Source organism: Paenibacillus durus ATCC 35681, from assembly GCF_000993825.1.
In the GTDB taxonomy this organism is placed as follows: Bacteria; Bacillota; Bacilli; order Paenibacillales; family Paenibacillaceae; genus Paenibacillus_AQ; species Paenibacillus_AQ durus_B.
In genome coordinates this window covers 4,275,777-4,298,552 of record NZ_CP011114.1, presented here as the reverse complement: position 1 = coordinate 4,298,552, position 22,776 = coordinate 4,275,777, and the positions used below count along the sequence as shown (strand labels likewise).

Genomic DNA, 22,776 nt, shown 5'->3' with positions numbered 1-22,776 from the left:
GAATCGAGCAGTGAGCAAGCTGTGGGGTGGACGTTTCACCAAAGGAACAAATAAGCTTGTGGAGGAGTACACAGCCTCCATCGGCTTCGATAAAGCGCTGGCAGAAGAAGATGTGCAGGGCAGTCTGGCGCATGTGACGATGCTTGGCAAATGCGGGATTTTGCCGCAGGAAGATGTGGAAACAATTAAGCAGGGTCTTCAGAAGGTGCTGGAAAAGGTTCGCGCCGGAGAGGTTGAATTTTCCGTCTCGGACGAAGACATTCATATGAACATCGAGAAGCAGCTGATCGGGGAGATCGGGCCGGTCGGCGGCAAGCTGCATACAGGACGCAGCCGCAACGACCAGGTGGCGACGGATATGCATTTGTATTTGCGCAACCGGGTCGTGGAGCTGACCGACCTGCTGCATGGGCTTCAAGAAGCGCTGATTGAGCAGGCCAAGGACAACGTGGAGACGATTCTGCCGGGCTATACGCATTTGCAGCGGGCGCAGCCGATTCTGTTCGCGCATCATCTGCTCGCCTATGTCTCGATGTTCCGCCGGGACGCGGAGCGGCTGACGGACAGCTACAAGCGCATCAATGTGCTGCCGCTGGGCGCCGGAGCGCTGGCGGGAACGACCTTCCCGATTGACCGGCATTTTGTAGCGGAACAGCTCGGTTTTGACGGCGTCTATGAGAACAGTCTGGATGCGGTCAGCGACCGCGATTTCATCGTTGAGTTCCTGGCGAACGCCTCGCTGATCATGACGCATCTGTCGCGTCTGAGCGAAGAGCTGGTGCTGTGGAGCAGCACGGAGTTCAGCTTCGTGGAGCTGGATGACGCTTTCTGTACAGGCAGCAGCATTATGCCGCAGAAGAAGAATCCGGACGTGCCGGAGCTTGTGCGCGGCAAGACGGGCCGTGTCTATGGCAACCTGATCGGGCTGTTGACGGCGCTGAAATCTCTGCCGCTCGCGTACAACAAGGACATGCAGGAAGACAAGGAAGGCATGTTCGACACGGTTGCGACGCTGACAGGCGCCCTGCAATTGTTCGCGCCGATGATTGCGACGATGAAGGTCAACAAGGGACGGATGCGGGAAGCGGTGAACACCGATTTCTCCAACGCGACGGATATTGCGGACTTCCTGGTCGGGAAAGGGCTGCCGTTCCGCCAGGCGCATGAGGTCATCGGAAAAACGGTGCTGTACTGCATCAATGAAGGCAAATTCCTGCTCGATCTGACGCTGGATGAGTTCAAACAGTTCTCGCCGCTGTTCGACGAGAATATTTACGCCGTGCTTCAGCCGGAAGCGGTTGTCAATGCGCGTAATGTGTACGGCGGAACGGCAACGGTGCAGGTGCAGGCGGCGATCGGGCGGGCGGAAGAGAGTCTGCTCGAAGCGAAAAAATGGGTTGCGGAGCATGCAGCGAAACTCTAAACGTGTCATCCGGCAAAAAGAGAATCAAGAGGCCATCCGAGTAGGCATCACGGGTTCCGTTTTGAGGTAATAATTAACTAAAAATGACATTCAAACTGATAACAGTTGGGATGTCATTTTTTCTATATATACGAGGGAATAAAGTTTGGCATGCGATCGATGCAATCAATAAAGTTAAAGACCTGCAACGATATATCCTTTTTCTACAAATGTTAATTCAAGAGGGACCATTCCTGCGCAGATACATGTTTTCCCTACTTGACCTCATGTTATGGCAGAAATAGCTTGAAATTCCTGCACGATCGCAGCTCTTTTTCAATCGTTCAAAGGATGAGCGAAAGAAAATGTACTTACGCAGTTTTGACTACACCCGAAAAGGGGATACGTTAGGGTTAGAAGAGCGGCGCTCTTTTTCGTGAACATATTCTATACTCTCAGCGGCAGCCAGGCCAGCACATCCTGAATTTTGACATCCCAATTGCCCCATTAGGTCCTCGTCCGTTCCTGAGATATCCTCATTGCCAAAAATCATTTCAAATTTTTGTTTGGACATAGCGTTGCCATGGTTGATATGAAGATGCGCCACATCGAGCGCTCCGGATAAGCTGGCAGCCGCGGCAAAAGCCTCCGGCTTGCGAAGCCCCAGCCTTCTGCAAAAGTGAGGGAGGGCCGGCCGGCAGCACAGCTGAAGGAGAACAAGCCACGCTAAAGCTATATACGAATGTGTTATTATGCTGGAATCGGCGCTTTTGGATAACTTGTTCTAAATGCAGAGGTGAGGGGGAGCTAAGGTATAGATTGGAGCGGAAAGTAAGGGGAAGGAGAGGCGTGTCCAACTATGACTGCCGGGCGAGTAAATCGGAGACATAGACGGCTCCGGCCAGCTTGCCGCCGTCAGTGATGATAATGCAGTCATTCTGCTGCATGGGATGGCGGTCCATCGCCATTGCCAGAACCGCAGACGGTTCAGCGGTGATGTCGACAATCAGCGGGTCTTTTTGAGCAAACTTCATTGCTGGTTCCTTGTAGAATGTGTCCATTCCGAACCGGCCGGATACTTTTAAAAAGAATTTCTCGCTCATGAGCAGCCCCACCGGCTCGTCCGCAGGGCTACAGAGGACAAGACACTTGGACTCCGGGTGATTGAACATCAGGCGAAGCGCTTGGCGGCAGGTGCTGTAATCATAAACGATCGGTGCAGGTCGCATAAGATCGGCCAGCTTAACAGTGGTGGATATTGCCGTTGTTGTCACGATAAGTCATCCCTTTCTGAATATAGTGATTACTTGAGTATATCATCAGTATATCAGCAGATTGTAAAGGGGACGGCTTGCTTAGGTAAAGCAAGAATTAAATATGTTGGGCGGCACTCCAAGCCTGCTTGCTTAAGCGCCGCCCGGTCCATTTAATCTCCCAGAGACACCTAATTATTCTTCCTTATTCCATCCTCCACCAGCGGATGCTCAGAGGGCTCCGGGGAGGATGGTCTTGCTCCGCCTGAACCGACGGCGACAAGGGCATGCTGCGGCCGGTAGGTGTCGCGCGACAGTTTTTTTCTGTCTACGGCCTTGCCGTCCACCTTGCGGGTGAGGTAGGTCTCAACGACATATCCGGCTTTGCCGTTCTGGAGCGTACGCGAAGCCCCGGCCGGCAGGGTTGCATCGGAAACCGTCCGGCTGCCGGGAGTTAGGATATCCACGGTCCGAGACTCAACCTCGTACGATACGTTTTGCGGGAAGGTACCAAAGAGCTTGACGGTCAGCCTGCGTCCCTGCACGGCGGATCGGATTAATAAATAGCGGCCGGTATTATTGCGGAAACGGAAATTGATCGACCCCTGGGAGAAGGTCGCATCCTGGCCCTTGGGCAGGTAGCTTACCGGCAGGGAGTGGTTGCGCCGCTCCACGATTTCAAGTCCCGTGCGCAGCGCCGCATTGTACAGCGTGCTGGACACTTGGCAGATGCCGCCGCCGATGCCCGGCTGAAGCTTGCCGCTCACAATGACCGGCGCTTCGCGGAAGCCGGTGGTTTTCTCCGCTTTTTCGATTGCTTTGCCGTAGTCGAATATTCCCCCCGGGGGAAGGAGCGTATCATTCACCGCATTAGCGGCGGATTCCACGTTGTAGCTTCTACCCGGTCCGCTTGAGCCCAGCGAGGTGCTGAATTCGGAAATTTTGCGCGCCACTCCCTGCTCCCGCAGCGACTCTACCGTCACATCCGGCTGCACGATTTTAAGCGGAAGCTTAGCGGTAATGCCCGTGCTCCGCACAGCGTCTAACTGGTCGAAGCTTCCCGGAATCCCGGCCCGAAGCGAAGCTTCCATGCCGTTCCAGTCAACCCTGCGGGAGGTCTCCCCCGGTGTATAGACAATTTGGTCGCTCTCCGTAATTCTCCGGGTGGCATTCACGGGTTCGCCGAAAGTAGTCCGCTCCCATTGGGGACTCAAAGTGCGTTTCAGCACTGCGCTGTCCCAGCCGGCTTCAAGGCCCCATATCTTCGCGAAACCGCGGCGGGCCTTGACCCGCTCCAGCAGGCTCCCGTCCGTCAGCCGGTTCAGGCTCTGCAAAAACCCGTCAGCATGATATGTAACCCCAGCTTCCTTAAGTGTAATCCGAATTTCCGTCTCCCCGTCTCCCGTTAGTGTGATCGGGATTTCATGCAGCGCTTGTAGCTTCCGGTCCAGTTCCGCACGCGCCTGCGCGATATCCATTCCGCCGACACTCCAGCCCGCAAGCATGGTCCCCTTCGGCACACTGCGCTGTCCCGCATATAAATACAGCCCCCCGTATACTAGCGAAGCCGCTAAAATCAGTCCGATTAGCGCAATCAGGGCGCCATGTGTTTTTCTCATCGCAATGTCGTCTCCTCTGATACCGAAAATTTGCGCCAAGAGGCGCCGGTTCTGCCGCATAGGTCTTTAGAAATAGGGTCCGCCATGCCGATATAGTTATAAGGACGCGGGCCCAGGATTGATCATTCAAATATATGCAGGGTCCCAGCAAAACTTTCGGGTACTCAAGCAGTTACGGATTTGTTACAATAGATACGTCTGTGGTCATATCGCAGTTTATGAAAGCTTTACAGTGAATGCCGAAGAGCGTGGAACGGATAAGTCAGAATCGGGAAGTGATAAAGATGATCGAAATGCAGGATATCTGGAAGACATATCCAAATGGCACCCATGCACTTCAAGGAGTGTCGGTCAAAATCGACCGCAACGAATTCGTATATATCGTCGGCCCGTCGGGCGCGGGCAAATCGACGTTCATGAAATTGATTTATAGAGAAGAAGCGCCGACCAAGGGCCAGATTTCCGTGGGGGGGTTCAATATCGGCAAGCTGAAGCCGCGCAAAATCCCCTACGTCCGCCGCAATATCGGCGTAGTATTCCAGGATTTCAGGCTGCTTCCGAAGCTGACGGCTTTTGAAAATATCGCGTTTGCGATGGAGGTTATCGAAGCGCCGAAAAAGCAGATCAAGAAACGGGTGAACGAAGTGCTAGATCTGGTGGGCCTGCGTTCCAAAGCGAATCGCGAGCCTTCCCAGCTCTCCGGCGGGGAACAGCAGCGGATCGCCATCGCCCGGGCTATCGTCAACAATCCCTCGGTCATTGTGGCGGACGAGCCTACGGGCAATTTGGACCCGGAGACGTCATGGGGCATTATGCAGCTGCTGGATGAAATTAATTTTCGCGGCACAACGATAGTCATGGCCACCCATAACCGGGATATCGTGAACAAAATGCGCAAACGCGTGCTAGCCATCGAGCATGGACTGATCGTCAGAGACCAACTGAGAGGAGAATACGGATATGAGTTTTAAAACCTTCTTGCGGCATGTGCGGGAAGGCTTCAAGAACGTATTCCGCAACGGCTGGATGTCGGTGGCCTCCATCACATCCATTGTCGTCTCCTTGCTCGTGCTGGGCGTCTTTATTTTATTGGTATTAAATGTGAATTCACTGGCGGACAAGGCGGACAGTCAAGTGCAGATCACCGTTCATTTGACGCTGGAGACAAATCAAGCGCTGCGAGAGACGCTCCAGAATGAGATCGGCAGCATGCCCGAGGTCAGCAAAATCGAGTTCGTCCCCAAAGATCAGGGACTGGAAGAGCTGCGAAAGGATTTGGGGCCGGATGCCGACAACATACTGGAAGGGTTCGACAAAGACAATAACCCACTTAATGACGCTTTCCGGGTGGAAGTTGTGAAGGCGACGACCGTGCCGTTTGTGGCGGATAAGATCAAGGCGCTGAACGATACACACCCCGAGAAACCGATCTACAAGGTGAAATATGGGGAGGGCGCAGTGGAGACTCTGTTCAAAATCACGCGCACGGTCCGCAACGTCGGGTTTGTTTTTGTCGCAGGGCTCGGTGTCATGTCGATGTTCCTGATTTCCAATACGATCCGGGTGACCATACTGGCCCGCCGCAAGGAGATTGGAATTATGAAGCTGGTGGGGGCGACGAATGCTTTTATCCGCTGGCCGTTCTTTATCGAGGGCGCGCTGATCGGGCTGCTTGGCTCGCTGATTACCGTCGGGGTACTGTATGCCGGGTATTCCGGTCTGAATACATCCATGAAGGGTGATCCGCTGATGGGGTGGAGACTATTGCCCTTTACCGATATCTGGATGCAGCTGAGCGGTCTGCTGCTCGGACTTGGGGTGCTGATCGGCATCTGGGGAAGCACCGTGTCCATCCGCAAGTTTTTGAAGATCTGAATTATGAAGACAAAGGACGGGGAACGTGAGTTGAGAAAAATAGCCGCCGGTTTAGCCGTATTGCTGCTGTCTGCCGTAATGTTCCAGCCCTCGGAAGGATATGCCAAGAAACCAACCGTCGCCGAAATCGACAAGCAGCTTAAGCAGCTGCAGCAGGATGTGAAGAGTGCGAAATCGCAGCAGGAAAAAGCGGCTTCCCAAGGCCAACAGGCTCAGCACTACAAAAATAAGACGAACCAGAATCTGCAATATGTGCTCGGCCAGATTGGACTGGTAAAGGGCGAAATGAAGCAGATATCCGCCAAAATCGATAACACCGAGCAGTCGCTGAAGACGACGGCATCCGAACTGGACGCTGCGCAGGAGCGGGTGGATTCGCGGCAGAAGCTGATTGAATCCCGCGTGCGTCTCATGTATACGGATGGAGCGGTGTCTTACCTCGACGTGCTGCTCTCTTCCAAGAGCTTCTCGGATTTCCTTGACCGCGCGGATTCGCTTAAGCTAATCGTGGACCAGGACCAGGATTTGCTGGACCAGCATAAACGGGATGAAGCGACCGTTACCCAAAAGAAGAAAGAGCTGGAAGGGCAGTACGCCCAGGCCAAGCAGCTGTACACTGATCTGGAATCGCAGCGGAGCGTCTTGAAGGAGAAGGAAGCCGAGAAGCAGGAGCTGATCGCTTATTACGACAAAGCCATCGAAGATGCGGAGGATATCAGCCAGGAGCAGAACGCCAAGCTGGTACAGTTAGCAAGCCAGCGGGCGGCGCTCGAAGACCAGAAGGACAAGCTGAAGGCTGAAGAAGCGGCAAGAAGAGCGGCGGCGGCCAAGGCGGCAGCAGCAAAAAGAGCGGCCGAGGAAGCGGCGAGAAGAGCAGCGGCGGCAGCGGCCAGCAGCTCCGGCGATTCCGGCGCGGAGCATGGCGGCGATGACTCGAGCAGCACCTACGCCAGCGGCAGCGGTCCGCTGCTGCTGCCCGTGGGCAGCGCGCGGGTGTCTTCGCCGTACGGCTACCGGATTCATCCGGTGACGGGAGATCGCAAGCTGCATACCGGCGTTGACTTCGCCGTTCCGCAGGGCACGGACATTCATGCGGCCGAAGCGGGCACCGTCATTGTCGCGGAATGGTGGAGCGGCTACGGCTACTGCGTCGTTATCGATCACGGCGGCGGCATGTGGACGCTGTACGGACACATTCGCGAGGGCGGAATCAAGGTTAGCGTAGGAGACAAGGTGGAGCGCGGACAGACTATTGCGGAATCGGGCGCCACTGGCCGGGTAACAGGACCCCATCTTCACTTCGAAGTACGGATTGACGGAAAGCCCGTAGAACCGATGGATTACTTATGATTTAGCGGTATTATAAATAATATTTAGCATTACGGCATATACTGGAAGTCAGACCGATCTTACGGGACGGACCTCAGGCTGACGGCATGGTGGACAAGAAGGGACGGTGAAGGCTTCATGTTAAAAAAGAGCACAGCGGCTTTTATGGTTATCGCAGCTCTGCTGTGCGGCAGTCTGTTAACGCTGGCGGTGACGGGCTCGCTCTTTTCCGGACAAGCTGCCGGAGAAAGCGTGGCATCCGCCCCGGCAAGCGGCGGGCTTGCGCAGAGCGAAGCGAAGAAGCTTGGGACGACGCTTAGTCTGATCGAAAGAAATTACTACAAGAGCGTGGATCGAAGCAAGCTGATCGACGGCGCGGTTAACGGGATGATGGAAGCGCTCGGCGATCCTTATTCGAATTACATGGCCAAGGAAACGGCGGAGAAATTCGAAGAGAGCATTGAGGGCTCGTTCACCGGCATTGGAGCCGAGGTCGCCTCGGATGACGGCAAAGTCGTTGTCGTGTCGCCGATCAAAGGCTCGCCGGCGGAGAAGGCCGGAATTCAGGCGAAGGATATTATTGTCTCCGTGAACGGAACATCGCTTACAGGAATGGATTTGAACGACGCGGTCGCCAAAATTCGCGGCCCGAAAGGCAGCACAGCGGTTCTCGTCATCCAGCGAAGCGGTTCCGCTCAGCCCCTGACGTTCAATATCAAACGGGATAACGTGACACTGGAGACGGTCTACTCCTCCATGGAGAAGAACGGTGTTGGCGTGATCGAGATTACGCAGTTCTCGCTGAACACCGCCGACCGCTTCAAGGAAGAGTTGGCCAAGCTGGAGAAGAAGGGACTCAAAGGTCTTGTCATTGACGTCCGCAACGATCCCGGCGGCGTGCTGCCGGTTGTCATCGATATTGCCGAGCAGTTCGTGCCAAGAGGCAAGACGATCGTTCAAGTCGAGAACAAGAACAAGGAACGTGAACTCACGACCTCCAAGGGCAGAGGCAAGGATTATCCGGTCGCCGTCTTGATGAATAAAGGCAGCGCGAGCGCATCTGAGATCTTGGCGGGAGCGCTGCAGCAGTCCGCCGGAGCCAAGCTGATCGGCGATAATTCTTTCGGTAAGGGAACCGTGCAGACCAGCTTTGACAAGCAGCTTGGCGACGGCAGTCTGCTTAAGATTACGATCGCCAAATGGCTGACGCCGAACGGCAGCTGGATTCACGGCAAGGGAATTAAGCCGGATATCGCGGTGGCTCAGCCGGATTATTTTTCGGTGACGCCAATCGATAAGAGTGCACCGCTCCAGTACAACTCTAACAGCTCGAATGTGAAGAGCGCGCAGACGATGCTGGACGGTCTGGGCTATAAGCCGGGGCGCAAAGACGGATATTTTGACACCGGCACGAAGGACGCGGTGAAGAAATTCCAGAGCGCGGCCAAGCTGAAAGCTACCGGTATTATTGACGCCAAGACGGCGGAGGCGCTGGAAGCCGCCTTGATTAAGGCGATCCGAAACCCTGTGAACGACAATCAGCGCAACCGGGGAATTGAAGAGATACGGAAGGAAATCGGGGCGAAGGCGTCGAATTCATAAGAAGGCTGATTACAGCCTTCTTTTTTCATGCCGCTAAAGAGCGGAACCTAATATTTTCCGTTTAAAAAGCCTGTCTTTGACTATCCCATTCCATTAGAATAGAGGATGAAGCCGCGACTTAAGTTATCGCAGCCAAAGGAGCGTGACGATCGGTTTGAATGACATGCTGGAACTGCTGGCAAGCTTGGGGAATGCCGCGCTGCATATGCTGGCGCAGCCCTTTTATTATATCGCTTTGCTGTTCATGGCCCTCTATTACCGCAGGCAGACGCTGCTGGAGCGGCGGCTCATTCATGTAAAGCTGCACAGCTGGGGCAGGGAAATATGGCGCGCCATAGGGACGGGGCTGGCTGCGGGAATTCTCGTCTCGCTGGCAGCCATCCTGCTCGGCGTTTCGGTAACGGGTCCGGCAGTAGTCTGCATCTGGGTGGTCAGCCTGGCTCTGCTGCTGTTCCGGGTGCGGTACTTCTGCTTCGCGTATTCCATCGGCCTGCTTGGTATTATTCAGTTTGTCCTGTCCTTCTTCCCCGGCTTTCTTCCCGGGGGTCTCGGCGGTGAGGTCGTAGCAGCGGTAAGAGGAATGGATATTCCCGCACTGCTGGCTTTGGCAGCCATCCTGCATGTCGCCGAGGCACTGCTGGCCCGCTGGCAAGGTCCTCGGCTTGCGACGCCGCTGTTTCTGGAAGGCAAGCGCGGCCGCGTGGTGGGCGGATACCGGATGGAGGCATTCTGGCCGCTGCCGCTCTTCCTACTGATTCCCGCAGGCGCGGGAGCCGGCGTGCTGCCGTGGCCGACGCTGCTCGGCGGAGGCCTCGGCCTTGTCTCGCTGCCTGTCGTCATCGGCTTCAGCCAACTGACGACGGGCATGCTGCCGCAGAGCAAAGCGGCCCGCATCTCGGGACGGCTGCTGCTCTGCGGCGCCATCCTGCTGGGCCTCGCGCTGCTCGCGGCCCGGTACAGCCCGCTGACGCTGCTCGCGGCGCTCGCGGCTTTGCTGCTGCACGAAGGGCTGGTGTGGTACGGCGCTCTGGAGGAGCGCCGCAGCAGCCCCTTCTTCGTGCATCCGCCGCACGGCCTGAAGGTGCTGGCCGTGCTGCCCGGCAGCCCCGCGCAGGAGCTGGGCATCCTGCCGGGCGAGGTCTTGCTGAAGGTCAACGGCGAAGCGTTGACCGGCGAGGCGCAGCAGCTGCATGAGGCGCTGCGCAAGAGTCCGGCGTTCTGCAAGCTGGAGGTGCAGAACGCCGCAGGCGAGAGCAAGTACCTGCAGCGCGCCATTTACGACGGCGACCATCATCTGCTGGGCGTCATTTTGGCGCCCCAGCCGGATGAAGATACGACGGCACCGGAGAAGCCTGCCGGCATTGTGGGCATTGCCCTCATGACGACGGGCGCCCGCCGCAGGCCGTCCGTCGCCTCGGAGCTGCCGTCCCGGAGAGAGACGGCAGCTGCGCAAGAGGCAGCTACTGCGCGAGAGGCAGCGGCCGCGCAAGAGACAGCGGCTGCGCGAGAGACGACCGCTGCGCTGCCCGCGCCCGGATCGCCCGGACCGCTGCAAGGCTCCGGCGGAGCGAAATCGGCGAAACGATAAGCCCGCAACGAACGAATAATGGCGGCAAGCCGCATTGCGCCAACAGAACGGGACAAGCCCGGATTTACGAGAGATCGGAATCCGGGCTTTTGTTAAAAATAAGACGTTATAAGCTTCGCGCCTATCGTTTGGTCTTATATTTCTACGAGAAACGGTACCGTCCCTAAAAGGACGGCGAAGCCGTTTCTTTTTGCCTCGTTCTTCTGCTGCAATATTAAATCGGCCGCCGCAGCGGGCAGCAGCGGTTCCCAAGCTCGGCTACTTCGGCATGTACTGGTGCATACGCGTCCGCTTCCGATGTGCATGTACTGCTGCATACATGTCCGCTCCCGATGTGCATGTGCTTCTGTATAACGCGGACGCTCCCGATGTGCATATACTGCTGCATAATGCGAGCGCTCCCGGTGCGCATGTGTGCTGCATAACACAGACGCTCCCGATGTGCATGTGCTGCTGCATAACGCGGGCGCTCCCGATGTACGCTTAATACTGCACAACGTGCCCCTATAGGCATACGTGCTGGCCGCTCCCCGCGCGCTGAGCCCTGCATAACTCACGCCGGGAGAGGCCACCTTGCCGTCCATCGCTGCGCAGAGGCGAATGAAGGAACAATGGGGGCCGTTACTCAGCCTAAATAGGCGGAAATTTCCTGCAAACCTGCAGGTATTCCCGGTGGATTTCGTCCGGAAGAGGGAATTGCTGCTGTGGTGCAGTTATTTTGATGCTTGCACGCCGAAACGGGGAGAAGGGGGACGAAATGCCTGCGCATTTGCAGGAACGGGTCTAGGGAGCGATTTTTTACGAGAAATGGATGTACAAATGCAGTAATTTTTCGAAACCTCCTGCAGCAGCCGTCTACGTTGCCTTTACGGGAACGCTTCGCAGACCATTGTAAGGGGCAGCCCCCTAATTGGTGTCCACTCTGAGAGGCACCCCCGCTTGTTACCCACTGGAAGGTAAACCTCAGCCACTGGAAAGCAAACCTCAGCTCACTAGAAGGCAAGCCTCATCATCCCACTTAAGTCGTCCTCTCATGCTGAATTACATAGCAGGCACTGATCCTTTTTCTTGCTGAATCACACATGCAGGCACTGATTTCACAGGTGAAGCCGTCTTTTTGGCCTTCTACGAATGATGCTCGGATTCACCGCCCATTTTTCAAATAAAAAATAGCGATTTGCGTCCGGTCCCGGAGTCCCAGCTTGCTCAAAATTTCGGTTATGTAGTTCTTGACCGTGCCTTCGCTTAGGAATAGTTCAGCGGCAATTTCCTTGTTCGAATGTCCTTCGGCGATCGCTGCGACGACCGACTGCTCCGTCTTGGTTAGCCCGTATGATTCCAGCGGACAGGGGGATGTGGTTCCGGCTGCCGGCTGAAGAAAGCTCGCCAGCTTGCGGGCAATGTCGGGATGAATGAGCATATTGCCTTCATGGACCGTCTTGATGCCCTGGATAATGCGGTCCGGGGGGATATTTTTGAGCAGATAACCGCTGGCTCCGCCTTTGAGCGCCTCGATAATATATTCGTCATCGTCGAAGGTGGTCAGCATCAGCACGGCAGCCTGCGGATAACGCTGCTTGATCAGCCGCGCTCCCTCCACACCGTCAATGCCGGGCATGCGGATATCCATCAGCACGACATCGGCTTCCGCCCCGTTCTCCAGCAGCTTCAGCGCCTCGCCGCCATCTCCTGCGGCCCCCGTTACCTGAATATCCGGGTCCATGCCAATGAGCACCTTCAGACTTTCCCTTATAAAAGAATCGTCGTCCACGATTACGACTTTAATCATCTTGGAAGTTCCCCTTTCTGTAAAAAATCTGCTCTGCCGCTCTACATAATCTCACTTTGCTTATAGACCGGCAGCTTTGTTATGACAGTGAAGGGATATGCAGCCCGGACCTCGAATGTTCCGCCGACCAGCCGGGTTCGTTCCTCCATCCCTTTTAGCCCCATGCCTCCGGCAGCGCCGGTAAGCGGCAATCCCTGGTTCACGCCGGGCAACCGCTCCGGGCGAGGGCCTTTGTCCCGGTTGTTGCCGTTACGTTCCTGCAATCCCTGCTTCACGCCGGGCAACCGCTCCGAGGGTGTTCCATTGCCCCGGTTGTTGCCGCTCCTCTCCGCCATCTCGCCGCCGTATTCTTCCATTGTCTTTCCGTTATTGCTGATCTCCATCGTGACTTCGGACGGGCTGTAGCAGAGCTTGATGCCGACCGATGTCGCCTGCCCGTGCCGCAGTCCGTTGGTGATGGCTTCGCGGGCATTTTTGTACAGCACGACCTGAAAGCTCGGGTAGAGCGGAAAAGGCGCACCCTCGACCGTATATGAGGTCTCAATGCCGGTGTCCCGGCCGGTCTCCTCCAGCAGCCGGTCCAGGGCATAGGCTCCCTCAAGATGCGGACCCCGGCCGATGCGCCTTACGGCGGCGCGCAGGTCATCCATGCTCTCCGCAAGCTGATCGCGCACCTGCCGCATCATGGACATGCCCGCTTCCGGCGCGGAGGGAAGCGTGTGCAGGGCGGCTTCCATCATCATTTTGACGCGGATCAGCCGATGGCCGATATCGTCATGCAGCTGGCGGGAAATCCGGACCCGTTCCTCGGCTTGGGCGGCATTCTCTACTTGGGACGCGAATTGGAGCAGCCGATCACGGGCTTCGTCCAGCTCGAAATGCTTTTTGCGCAGCTCGTCATACAGATGCAGCGTCTCCTCCCGGCCGCGTCCCGCCGAGTGAAGCTGGGAGCACAGCACGGCAGCCAGCAGAAACACCAGATTCACCCAGGCGCGAATCACCGGAGCTTCTTCCATGACGGCAGCGTTCAGCACGGTCAGATGAATCCCCGCAAAAAGCAGAGGCAGCGAGCCGGGACGCAGGCGGAAATAGACCAGCAGCACAGACAGGGAGGGGAATACCATCAGGCTTCCGTACCTGGAGCACAGCCAGGAAGAGTACAGCATTTCCAGCGCGGCCATCCCTATGGTAAACCGTGCCGGCAGGCGCGCTCCCAGCGTTGCCAGCAGCAGCAGAATCAGCAGACGCAGGGTGAACCGGTCATAATTGGCATAGTCCTGAACGTACATCGAGATAAATGCCGGGATGGCAATGAGTCCATACCGCAGCAGCTTCAGCTCCTTGGTCACACGCCGTCATCCTTTTCACTAGAGATAAAGATTAAGTATCCTCCCCTGCAACCAGCCTTTTTTCAGTGAATGGCTAATCTTGGCAAGGGGGGTATCATCATACTTCCATCTTAGCACATCCTATATACTGCGGGACGCGGGTTTGGCCGCTTCTTCACAAGAGATGACTTAAGTCACCTTCACTTCATGACCTTCCGTACCTTCGGTGGCTTCGATGCTGCGCTACAATGAAAGCATGAAGAATAAGGGACAGGAGAGATGAACGATGGCACTTGCTTCACTAACCGATGTGATAAAAAGATATGACAGCAAGCTGACGGTGGATCATGTGAACCTAAGCATTAATGAAGGGGAAATATTCGGTCTGCTCGGTCCGAACGGCGCGGGCAAAAGCACGACGATCAGCATGCTCTGCGGCCTGCTGAAGATGGACGGGGGAAGCATAGTCATTGATGGTATTTCCGTAGCGAACCAGCCGCTTGAGGCCAAAAAAAGAATCGGGCTCGTCCCCCAGGATCTGGCGCTGTACGAAGACCTGACTGCCTGGGGAAATGCATCCTTTTTCGGCAAACTGTACGGCCTGCGCGGCGAATTGCTGAAGGAGCGGGTGCAGGAGGCGCTGGAGTTTACCGGACTCGCCGACCGTGCGAAAGAAAAGCCGTCCACTTTTTCCGGAGGGATGAAACGGCGGCTGAACATTGCCTGCGCCATTATGCACCGGCCCAAGCTGATTATTATGGATGAGCCGACGGTGGGAATCGACCCGCAATCCCGAAACCATATCCTTGAATCGGTTAAAGCGCTCAATAAGCTGGGCTCAACCGTCATCTATACGAGCCACTACATGGAAGAGGTTGAAGCGATATGCGACAGGGTGGCGATTATGGATAAGGGGCATATCATTGCTTGCGGGACGGAAAAAGAGCTGCGGGAACGGGTCGCCCACGAAGAGAAAATCATCATTAAAGCGGGCAGTATCACGCCAGACCTGATTCTGGAGCTTAAGCAGCATCCCCGGGTGACCCGGGTGGAAGCCGAAGGCGAGACGCTGGAGCTGTATCTGCCGTCGTCCCAAAGCGAGCTGCAGGATATCCTGTTTATTTTCGCCAAGCATGGGGGCGTCATTCAGACGCTGCAAATCGAGGAACCGGATCTGGAGACTTTATTCTTAAGCCTGACCGGACGGACTTTACGGGATTAGGAGGAGAGGGCTATGGCAAATATTTGGACAATTGCGGCGTATGAGCTGCGGCGCCTGCTCCGTTCCCGCTCGATGCTGATCAACCTGTTTCTGCTGCCGATTTTGCTGATTTTCCTGCTTGGCTCGGCGCTTTCCGGCGTTATGGGTGGAGGTAAGGACCAGAGGATCGATTCTTTCCGGGTGGGCATTGTCGATGCGGCAGCGAACCCCTCCGAGCGCTCGCAGCTGATAGGGAACTTCCTGAAGTCGCCAGAGGTCGCGGAGATCATTACACCGGAAACCGCAGACAGCCGGGAAGCGGCGGTAAGCGGCGTGCGTTCGGGAGAATACGGCTATGCCGTCATCGTTCCGGCGGGATTCGATAAGGATATCATGAGCGGGAAGGAAGCGCGGCTTGAATATATTCTCGGCAAAAACCGGACGGACAATATGGTCGCAGGAACCGTGTTCGATAATTTCCTGAGCAGCATCAATTATAAGCAGGCCGCTGCCATGACGCTTGGACCCCAGGCGATTAGCGCGATGACGGAGAGCGGAAAAGGCAATCCGGCCGTGGTGCTCGGCAAGTTGGATGAAGGAGGCCCAGCCTACACCGCTTCCCAGTATTACGCGGCTGCGATGCTTCTGATGTTCCTGCTAATGTGCGGACAGATGGTGATCACCAGCCTGTACAGTGAAAAGGATAACCATACATTGTTCCGGATCGGCTCCATGCCGGTGAAGGGCGGGGAACTCTTTATGGGAAAAATGCTTGGCATCGGACTCGTGTCCGTCCTGCAGTGCGCCTCCATTATTTTGGCTACACACTTTCTGTTCGGCGTGTACTGGGGCAACCGTCCGGGGCTGCTGGCGCTGGTATGTCTGTTAATGATTCTTGCTTCGCTGACCTTGTCGGTCATTATAGCTATGTTTGCCAGAACTGCAGCGTCGGCACGGTCCATTTCAGGCGGGCTGACGGTGGTAATGACGTTTATTAGCGGAGGGATGACTCCCCTGCCGGATTCCTGGGTGAACACGGGCGGCGCGATTTCAATCAATCACTGGGGGATGAGAGGCATCCTGCGAATGATGCTGGAATCCCCGTGGGCGCAAATTTCGGGCAGTATCACGATGCTGTCGCTGATCTGTCTCGTGCTGCTGGGCTTAGCATTTTTCTCGTACCGAAAGGTGGGTTACCATGCATAATATCATTACCATTGCCTGGAATTTGGTAAAGCGGATGATCGGCAGACGCAGAGGAGTGATCGCCTATATCCTTATGCCTGGCGTCATTGTTTCCGTCATTATATGGATGACCGGCGGCAACGTAGATCATAAGATGAATGTGCTGTACACAAATCTGGACAGCGGCCCCGCAGGAGCGCATGTCATTGCCGAACTGGAGAAGACCGGAGATTATACCTTGATTGAAAAAGAAGACGCGGGCGGGCTGCGCACTGGAGTTCTTAACGAGGAAGGCGGCGCGGGACTGGAAATTCCGGCAGGCTATTCGGCCTCGCTGCTCGCCGGGCAGGCGCCGCAGCTTCATATTTATGAATTGAAGACAACGGAGGCTTCAATCACGCTCAAAATGAAGGCCTCGGAAATCGGCGGAAGGCTGCGCGAAGTGGCCTCGGCGGTTGACGCGGCCGGAAAGGGAGCAGCCGCCGGGACGGCTGGAGGCACGGCTGGTGTTCAAGCAGCTAGTCCATCCATCGGTACAACCGGTATGGCAGGCGGAACAGCCTCCAGCTCAGCTGCCGCGCGGGAAGCGCAGTTGTCCGCTGTTCTGCAGCAGGCTGAGCTGCATCATGTGGGCAGCCAGAAGACCGACTATAACCTGTATCCCCGCGAAAGTCTGCGTATCGTTACCGGATTTATGCTGATGTTCCTGATGGCTATGGTTACAAGCTCCGTCTCGGTCATTATGGATGACCGCAAGCAGCGGACGATGATGCGGATGTTCAGCGCACCGGTTCGTTCTTATGAAATTGCGATCGGCAATTTTCTGGGCAGCTTTACGGTGGGCGTGATTCAGGTCGCCGCTGTGCTTCTGGTAGGCCGCTATGTGCTGAACTACAACTTTGAGCTTCCGATGTATCTATATTTTCTCATCCTGGCGGCGTTCATGCTGGTATGTATGGGGCTGGCAAGCACAGTTGCCGGACTTATCCGCAACCCGAACAATGCGGGAATGCTAAACGCACTCATCCTGACCCCGACCTGCATGCTAGGCGGCTGCTTCTGGCCAATCTCGATCATGCCGGACTATATGCAGAAGGCCGCGAACTTCGTCCCGCAAAAATGGGCGATTCAAGCGGCAGGCCTTGCTGCCACCGGCAGCGGCTGGAGCGAGCTGTGGCTGCCCTTTGCGGTGCTGGGCCTGATGGCGGCCATCCTGCTGGCCATCGGTTCCGCCATTCTGCGGCCGAGCGAGTCGGCTGTATAGAGTCTGGTTTACAGCTGCAATGGCGAAATGTTCAATTTTACATTAAACTGCATGGTATGAGACGAAGAACGTCCCGATCCATTCCAGCGAATGGGCCGGGGCGTTTTTGTCATTTTAAGGGGAGATGATCAATATGAATGTGTTGCAACGAACTGAACCGGGAAGCTTGTTTAGCGGCTATGGGTTTCCAGGTGATCTCTTTTGCTTATGACGACGTTGCCCATCATCCTGACCGGATGTTTTACTGCTGCAACCGGAGCGACGGGCAAACATATTGTGCGGTACGAGCTGCAGCGGGGCGCGATGAACCAAATCATGCAGAAAACCTGAAATTCTACATCTTTTGCCGGCCTTGGAACTTCACTGAATAGCATGCCTGTCAAAATACAGGTTCTTGCCCCGCTCAACCTCAATTGCACTCGGCACAGCCTTAGATTCCTGCATAATCGGAGGCTTTTCCTGATGACAAGCACTTTTGATCGAAAAAACCTGCACTCTAGCAGGCTTGCTAGATGCTGAACTAACGAACTTAGGTCTCTTCTATGGCGGAGCTTTTTGATTCTGAATAGCTTACTTCGAAACGACTGACCTGGCTGGTGTGCTTCTACTCTTTACAATGATTCTAAACAAAGGTATATTTATAGGGATAATTCAAACAAATGAATAAACTATCGTTTTATGGAGGAGCCTGTCACCACGGGCTCCTTTTTGCTATTTTCAGTGCTTTTTAGGGCAATTTTAAAGAAGACAAGGAGCGGATCATCCATGGAATTTATTTTGACTTTATTGCTGATTCTACTGTTCACCAAGCTCGCCGGGCATCTGTCTGTCGCTCTCGGCCAGCCGTCCGTTCTCGGCAAACTGATTGTGGGCATCGTGCTTGGTCCGGCGGTGCTGGGCTGGATTCAGAATGGAGAATTTATTCACGAAATGTCTGAAATCGGCGTGCTGCTGCTCATGTTCATCGCGGGACTTGAGACGGACCTGGATCAGCTTCGGCGCAACTGGAAATCGTCCTTTGCCGTGGCGGTAGGGGGAATTATTCTTCCGCTGTTTGGCGGAATGGGGATTGTGGAGCTATTCGGTTTTTCTTATTCGCATGCCTTGTTTCTAGGGGCGATTCTTAGCGCAACCTCCGTCAGCATTTCGGCGCAGGTGCTTAAGGATATGAACAAGCTGAATTCCCGGGAGGGCTCAACCATACTGGGAGCGGCCGTTGTCGACGACGTACTGGTCGTTATTTTGCTGGCGGTGCTGATGAGCTTCTTCGGTGCGGGAGAATCGGTGCCGCTGGGCCTCTTGATCGGTAAAAAGCTGCTCTTCTTCGCTGTCGCTATCCTCGCCGGCTGGCTGATTGTCCCCCGGATGCTCAAATGGCTGTCTCCCCTTAAAGTAACGGAGGCGACCGCCAGCATAGCGATTGTCATCTGTTTGGCCTACTCCTGGTTCGCCGAATGGACCGGAATGGCCGGCATTATCGGCGCGTTCGCCGCCGGGCTGGCCGTCTCGCAGACCGCCTTCAAGCACACGGTGGAACATAAGCTGGAGCCCATCGCTTACACCGTCTTCGTGCCCGTCTTTTTTGTCAGTATCGGACTTAACGTTTCCTTTGAGGGAGTTCTCGGGCAGATCGGCTTTGTGATCCTCTTGTCGCTTGCGGCGGTGCTGACCAAGCTGATCGGCGGCGGACTTGGCGCGCGTCTGACAGGTTTTGATACCCGTTCATCGGTGGTGATCGGTTCAGGCATGATCTCCCGGGGCGAGGTCGCTCTGATCATTGCCGCCACGGGACTTCAAAGCGGACTGCTGCTGCCGGAGTATTTCACTTCGGTTATTATTGTCGTGATTGCCACTACGCTGCTCACCCCGCCGATGCTGAAATACGTCTTTCGCGAGCCGGTGAAGCTGGACGAAGGGGAATAGAACATCCCGTATAGCGTTTCCTCGTCCTTTGGTTGGGGGCGGTATCGGTCCCAAGGCTGAGTTAAGGACCCGCCGCCCGACTGTTTTAAGTCTATGTGAAACTATCTAAACTTGATAAAGAAAGAAGTATCATATAGAAATCTGGAAATCTAAGCTTCAACAATACTGGGGTGTGGAAGGAGAAATGATTAATGACGTGGTTGACAAAATGGTCGTTTGGCAACAAGGCGGCCACAGGGCTGCTGATTGTGATGGCGCTCATAGTGGGAGTGATGAGCTACAGCTCACTGCCGATGGAGTTCTTGCCGGAGGCGGATAATCCGCAGGTGACGGTAACGGCGATTGGTCCCGGCCAGGACACGCATGCGATGGAGGAGCAGGTGACCAAGCCCATCGAGAATGCTCTGATAATGATCAAAGGTAAGACGGAGATGACGTCCACCTCGGGAAACGGCTACACCAAAGTGGACATTAATTTTGACTCCAAGACGAATATGAAGGATGCCGCGCAGGAGGTGCAGAAGGCGGTCGACGCGCTGCAGTTTCCTCAGGGAGTAATGCGGCCGTTCGTTCTTCAGTTAAATACCTCCATGATTCCGGTAGCCTCGGCTACTCTTTCGTTCGACGAAGGAATAACTGAACAGAACTTGAAGATGGCGGAGACGGAGATTATTCCCGAACTGCAAAAGATCGATGGGGTTGCGAACGTCGCGTTCTACGGCAAAACCGCGCCGCAGGTAACGGTCAAGCTTGACCCGCAGCTTATGGCCGAAAAGAAAGTATCCATCCCGCAAATTACCGGTCTGCTTCAAGGCCGGAACGTATCGGCTTCCGTCGGGGAGCAGACGATCGGCGGCCAGACCGGCAGTGTTAATGTCGTTTCTTCCATTGACAGCGTCGATACCTTGAAACGCCTGCCGGTTTCGCCCGGAGTGACGCTTCAGGATATCGCGTCGGTTCAGGTGAAGAGTGATCAGGAAAGCATCAGTCGCTCGAACGGCAAGGATGTGCTGTTCTTGGCAGTAACGAAAGAAGCCAATGCCAACGCGGTTGATGTCGGCAATAAAGTCAAGGATGCAGTAAAGAACATTAATTCGACCGTAAAAGGCGCGGAAGCTGAGGTAGTATTCAGCACCTCGGATATGGTGGTTGATTCTGTGAACAGCATGATGCGTGAAGTGCTGCTCGGCGCTCTGTTTGCGACCATTGTTATTCTGATATTCCTGCGCAATTTGCGGGCAACACTCGTAACAGCCGTTTCCATTCCACTGTCGCTGGCCGTTACCTTATATCTGCTCGATATCTCGGGTATCACGCTGAATGTTATCACACTCGGCGGGGTAGCGGTTGCGGTTGGCCGTCTGGTCGACGACAGTATCGTGGTTATCGAGAACATTTACCGCAGACTGCAGAAAGAGCCCTTCTCCGTTGACATGATGATCAGCGCGACGAAGGAAGTTGCCCGGGCGATTACGTCCTCGACGATTGTCACTGTCGCCGTCTTCCTGCCGATAGGTCTGCTGCGCGGCAGTATGCAGGCGTTCCTGTTGCCTTTTGCCTTGACTGTTACTTACTCGCTGTTGACGTCGCTGGTGGTCGCATTGACTGTCGTTCCGCTGCTGAGCTCCGTGATGCTGCGGAACACATCCATGAAAGAGCATGAGCCGTCCAAGTGGTTTCAGCGGTTTCTTAAGTGGAACCTGAACCGTAAATGGGTGTCACTGTCGCTGGGGCTGATCATTCTGATAGCTTCAATCGCCGCGTATATGAACATGCCTAAAGGGGCGCTGGACGCTTCAGATGCGAGCAGTGTCGCGATCGAACTGAAATACCCGAATGATACGCCGGTCGCTCAGGTTCTTGAACAGGGGAAACGGCTGGAACAGGAAATTATGAAGCAGCCTCAGGCGAAGACGGTAATTATGCAGTCCGGGAACAGTGCCGATTCCGCCAAATGGGGCAACCTATCCTCGCCTACATTGGTCAACTATTCAGTAGTAATGAAGGAAAATGCCGACGCCCAAGCATTTATCGATAAAATCCGGGGGCTGCAAAGCAGTTATCCCGGAGCAAGCCTGGCGGCTAACGAAGGCGGCATGATGGGTTCGAGTTCGACCAATGAGTACATTGATATTGTCGGCGATGACCTGACCAAGATTACCGCCGCGGCGGATCAGGTTATGGACAAGGTGAAGACGATTGACGGCATCCGGAAAATCTCCAGCAACATGGAGGATACGAAGCCGGTCTTTGCCTTCAAAGTGAATCCGGCGCAGGCCAACGCGCAGGAAATATCGATGCAGCTGGCCGGTATGCTGAATCCGATGCCGCTGGGTCAGATGGAGCTGAACGGTTCTTCGGCTGCGGTCGTATTATCTCCACTCGCTCAGCCTAAATCGCAAACGGACCTGCAGGGAATCACGCTGATGACTTCCACGGGGCCTAAGCAGCTGTCACAGCTTGCGACCCTGGAAGTGCGGAACGAACCGGCCATGCTGTACCGCAAAGACGGCAAACCATATGCGCGAATTACTGCCGAAGTTGATCCGAAGAAGGTTTCCGAAATCGGGGCCTCGATCAAAAAAGAAACCGACAGCATCAAGCTGCCTGAAGGCGTAACCCTCGTATCGGGCGGCGCATCCGCCGACCAGGCGGGCGATTTCAAGGATCTCGGAATGACGGCGCTCATTTCCATCGGTCTTATCTACCTGATCATGGTGATCACGTTCAAGACGCTTCGCGCACCGCTGGCGATTATTTTCTCGCTGCCGCTGGCAGCCATTGGAGCCGTTATCGGTCTGCTTGTATCGGGAGTAACCCCCGACTTCACTGCTGTATTCGGCGCGCTGATGCTGATCGGCATTGTAGTTACGAACGCCATTGTGCTGATTGACCGCGTTAAGCATAACGAGGAGCATATGAGCATTCGCGAAGCGCTGCTCGAAGCGGCGGGAACGCGGATGCGGCCGATTCTGATGACGGCCATCGCCACAATCTGCGCCATGCTGCCGCTGCTGTTCGGCCATTCCGAGCAGGGCAGCATCGTCTCGCAAAGCCTGGCGATTGTCGTTGTCGGCGGCTTGACCGCCGCCACAGTGCTGACCCTGGTTGTAGTGCCGGCCATTTACGAGCTGTTCTACTTCCGCAAGTCGGCGAAGCAGCGCAAAAAAGCGTTGAAACAAGCGGCGTAAATCGCTGCTAAGCCTAAATAGAGCAGGGGCATGGGCGGGCGGCTGCACGCTGAATGAAGAATAGGAAGAAAGAATTACTTGTGGAGCGATGGTTTCCCGGTGCTGTACCCGGAGAACCATCGCTTTATTTTTGCCAGAAAATATCCTTACTGCATGAGGGTGTAAGCTCGGGGGATAACTTTCTGAAACAGACAGCGCGCCGGAGCTCGGACTTACGTCTATTTATT

Annotated in this window: 17 protein-coding genes; 12 read left to right on the top strand and 5 right to left on the bottom strand. The window is 55.3% G+C overall.

What is annotated here, in order from left to right; all coding sequences use genetic code 11:
* The first annotated feature begins 10 nt into the window (after positions 1–10).
* A complete protein-coding gene (gene argH / locus VK70_RS20120) occupies positions 11–1,423 on the top strand; it encodes an argininosuccinate lyase (protein ID WP_025699558.1) in 1,413 nt (470 codons plus the stop codon).
* A gap of 836 nt (positions 1,424–2,259) precedes the next feature.
* Here argH and VK70_RS20105 read toward each other — a convergent pair.
* Positions 2,260–2,676: a CBS domain-containing protein gene (locus VK70_RS20105; protein ID WP_025699562.1), complete on the bottom strand. Its 417-nt coding sequence runs from the start codon at positions 2,674–2,676 to the stop codon at positions 2,260–2,262.
* Between the two features lie 170 nt (positions 2,677–2,846).
* Positions 2,847–4,274, bottom strand: coding sequence for a VanW family protein (locus VK70_RS20100; RefSeq protein WP_025699564.1), 1,428 nt, complete (start codon positions 4,272–4,274; stop codon positions 2,847–2,849).
* 284 nt (positions 4,275–4,558) lie between these two features.
* Between VK70_RS20100 and ftsE the strand changes: the two genes are divergently transcribed.
* The 5 genes from ftsE (at position 4,559) to VK70_RS20075 (ending at position 10,668) form a co-directional block, all read left to right on the top strand.
* Positions 4,559–5,245 carry a cell division ATP-binding protein FtsE gene (ftsE, locus tag VK70_RS20095; protein WP_025699566.1) on the top strand — a complete coding sequence of 229 codons (687 nt, stop codon included), beginning with the start codon at positions 4,559–4,561 and terminating at the stop codon, positions 5,243–5,245.
* A complete protein-coding gene (ftsX, locus tag VK70_RS20090; protein ID WP_046723663.1) occupies positions 5,235–6,149 on the top strand; it encodes a permease-like cell division protein FtsX in 915 nt (304 codons plus the stop codon). Before ftsE ends, ftsX begins: the two co-directional genes overlap by 11 nt.
* A 30-nt stretch (positions 6,150–6,179) precedes the next feature.
* Positions 6,180–7,499 (top strand): murein hydrolase activator EnvC family protein, encoded by a 1,320-nt coding sequence (locus VK70_RS20085; protein WP_046724427.1) that lies wholly within the window; start codon positions 6,180–6,182, stop codon positions 7,497–7,499.
* 117 nt (positions 7,500–7,616) lie between these two features.
* Complete coding sequence (locus VK70_RS20080) at positions 7,617–9,080, top strand: S41 family peptidase (protein WP_025699571.1); 1,464 nt, start codon at positions 7,617–7,619, stop codon at positions 9,078–9,080.
* A gap of 163 nt (positions 9,081–9,243) precedes the next feature.
* On the top strand, positions 9,244–10,668 hold the full coding sequence (locus tag VK70_RS20075; RefSeq protein ID WP_158454093.1) for a PDZ domain-containing protein: 1,425 nt from the start codon (positions 9,244–9,246) through the stop codon (positions 10,666–10,668).
* 214 nt (positions 10,669–10,882) lie between these two features.
* On the opposite strand, the gene VK70_RS28430 is transcribed toward VK70_RS20075, so the two are convergent.
* The 3 genes from VK70_RS28430 to VK70_RS20060 form a co-directional block, all read right to left on the bottom strand.
* The gene (locus VK70_RS28430) at positions 10,883–11,056 is read right to left on the bottom strand and encodes a hypothetical protein (protein ID WP_158454082.1); all 174 of its coding nucleotides are present in this window, start codon (positions 11,054–11,056) and stop codon (positions 10,883–10,885) included.
* Positions 11,057–11,812: 756 nt separating this feature from the next.
* Positions 11,813–12,457, bottom strand: a complete 645-nt coding sequence (locus VK70_RS20065; RefSeq protein WP_025695863.1) for a response regulator — start codon at positions 12,455–12,457, stop codon at positions 11,813–11,815.
* A 41-nt stretch (positions 12,458–12,498) separates the two neighbouring features.
* Positions 12,499–13,806 carry a sensor histidine kinase gene (locus tag VK70_RS20060; RefSeq protein ID WP_046723661.1) on the bottom strand — a complete coding sequence of 436 codons (1,308 nt, stop codon included), beginning with the start codon at positions 13,804–13,806 and terminating at the stop codon, positions 12,499–12,501.
* A gap of 265 nt (positions 13,807–14,071) precedes the next feature.
* On the opposite strand from VK70_RS20060, the gene VK70_RS20055 reads away from it, so the two are divergent.
* From VK70_RS20055 to VK70_RS20035, 6 genes are all read left to right on the top strand, one after another.
* Entirely contained in the window at positions 14,072–15,007 is a 936-nt protein-coding gene (locus tag VK70_RS20055; RefSeq protein ID WP_025699275.1) for an ABC transporter ATP-binding protein, read from the top strand.
* Positions 15,008–15,019: 12 nt separating this feature from the next.
* Positions 15,020–16,192 (top strand): ABC transporter permease, encoded by a 1,173-nt coding sequence (locus VK70_RS20050; RefSeq protein WP_025699277.1) that lies wholly within the window; start codon positions 15,020–15,022, stop codon positions 16,190–16,192.
* On the top strand, positions 16,185–17,435 hold the full coding sequence (locus tag VK70_RS20045; protein ID WP_036642534.1) for an ABC transporter permease: 1,251 nt from the start codon (positions 16,185–16,187) through the stop codon (positions 17,433–17,435). The genes VK70_RS20050 and VK70_RS20045 overlap by 8 nt, the downstream gene beginning before the upstream one ends.
* A 207-nt stretch (positions 17,436–17,642) precedes the next feature.
* A complete protein-coding gene (locus VK70_RS29270) occupies positions 17,643–17,765 on the top strand; it encodes a hypothetical protein (RefSeq protein ID WP_267885624.1) in 123 nt (40 codons plus the stop codon).
* Between the two features lie 435 nt (positions 17,766–18,200).
* Positions 18,201–19,358, top strand: a complete 1,158-nt coding sequence (locus VK70_RS20040) for a cation:proton antiporter (protein ID WP_025693979.1) — start codon at positions 18,201–18,203, stop codon at positions 19,356–19,358.
* 191 nt (positions 19,359–19,549) lie between these two features.
* On the top strand, positions 19,550–22,549 hold the full coding sequence (locus tag VK70_RS20035) for an efflux RND transporter permease subunit (protein WP_025693978.1): 3,000 nt from the start codon (positions 19,550–19,552) through the stop codon (positions 22,547–22,549).
* The last annotated feature ends 227 nt before the right edge of the window (positions 22,550–22,776 follow it).

Excerpts from the sequence above, each read along its gene's own strand:
- VK70_RS20100 (WP_025699564.1), bottom strand. The coding sequence starts at position 4,274 with ATGAGAAAAACACATGGCGCCCTGATTGCGCTAATCGGACTGATTTTA.
- ftsE (WP_025699566.1), top strand. The coding sequence starts at position 4,559 with ATGATCGAAATGCAGGATATCTGGAAGACATATCCAAATGGCACCCAT.
- ftsX (WP_046723663.1), top strand. The coding sequence starts at position 5,235 with ATGAGTTTTAAAACCTTCTTGCGGCATGTGCGGGAAGGCTTCAAGAAC.
- VK70_RS20080 (WP_025699571.1), top strand. The coding sequence starts at position 7,617 with ATGTTAAAAAAGAGCACAGCGGCTTTTATGGTTATCGCAGCTCTGCTG.
- VK70_RS20075 (WP_158454093.1), top strand. The coding sequence starts at position 9,244 with ATGCTGGAACTGCTGGCAAGCTTGGGGAATGCCGCGCTGCATATGCTG.
- VK70_RS28430 (WP_158454082.1), bottom strand. The coding sequence starts at position 11,056 with ATGCAGCAGTATATGCACATCGGGAGCGTCCGCGTTATACAGAAGCAC.
- VK70_RS20065 (WP_025695863.1), bottom strand. The coding sequence starts at position 12,457 with ATGATTAAAGTCGTAATCGTGGACGACGATTCTTTTATAAGGGAAAGT.
- VK70_RS20055 (WP_025699275.1), top strand. The coding sequence starts at position 14,072 with ATGGCACTTGCTTCACTAACCGATGTGATAAAAAGATATGACAGCAAG.
- VK70_RS20050 (WP_025699277.1), top strand. The coding sequence starts at position 15,020 with ATGGCAAATATTTGGACAATTGCGGCGTATGAGCTGCGGCGCCTGCTC.
- VK70_RS20045 (WP_036642534.1), top strand. The coding sequence starts at position 16,185 with ATGCATAATATCATTACCATTGCCTGGAATTTGGTAAAGCGGATGATC.
- VK70_RS29270 (WP_267885624.1), top strand. The coding sequence starts at position 17,643 with ATGACGACGTTGCCCATCATCCTGACCGGATGTTTTACTGCTGCAACC.
- VK70_RS20040 (WP_025693979.1), top strand. The coding sequence starts at position 18,201 with ATGGAATTTATTTTGACTTTATTGCTGATTCTACTGTTCACCAAGCTC.
- VK70_RS20035 (WP_025693978.1), top strand. The coding sequence starts at position 19,550 with ATGACGTGGTTGACAAAATGGTCGTTTGGCAACAAGGCGGCCACAGGG.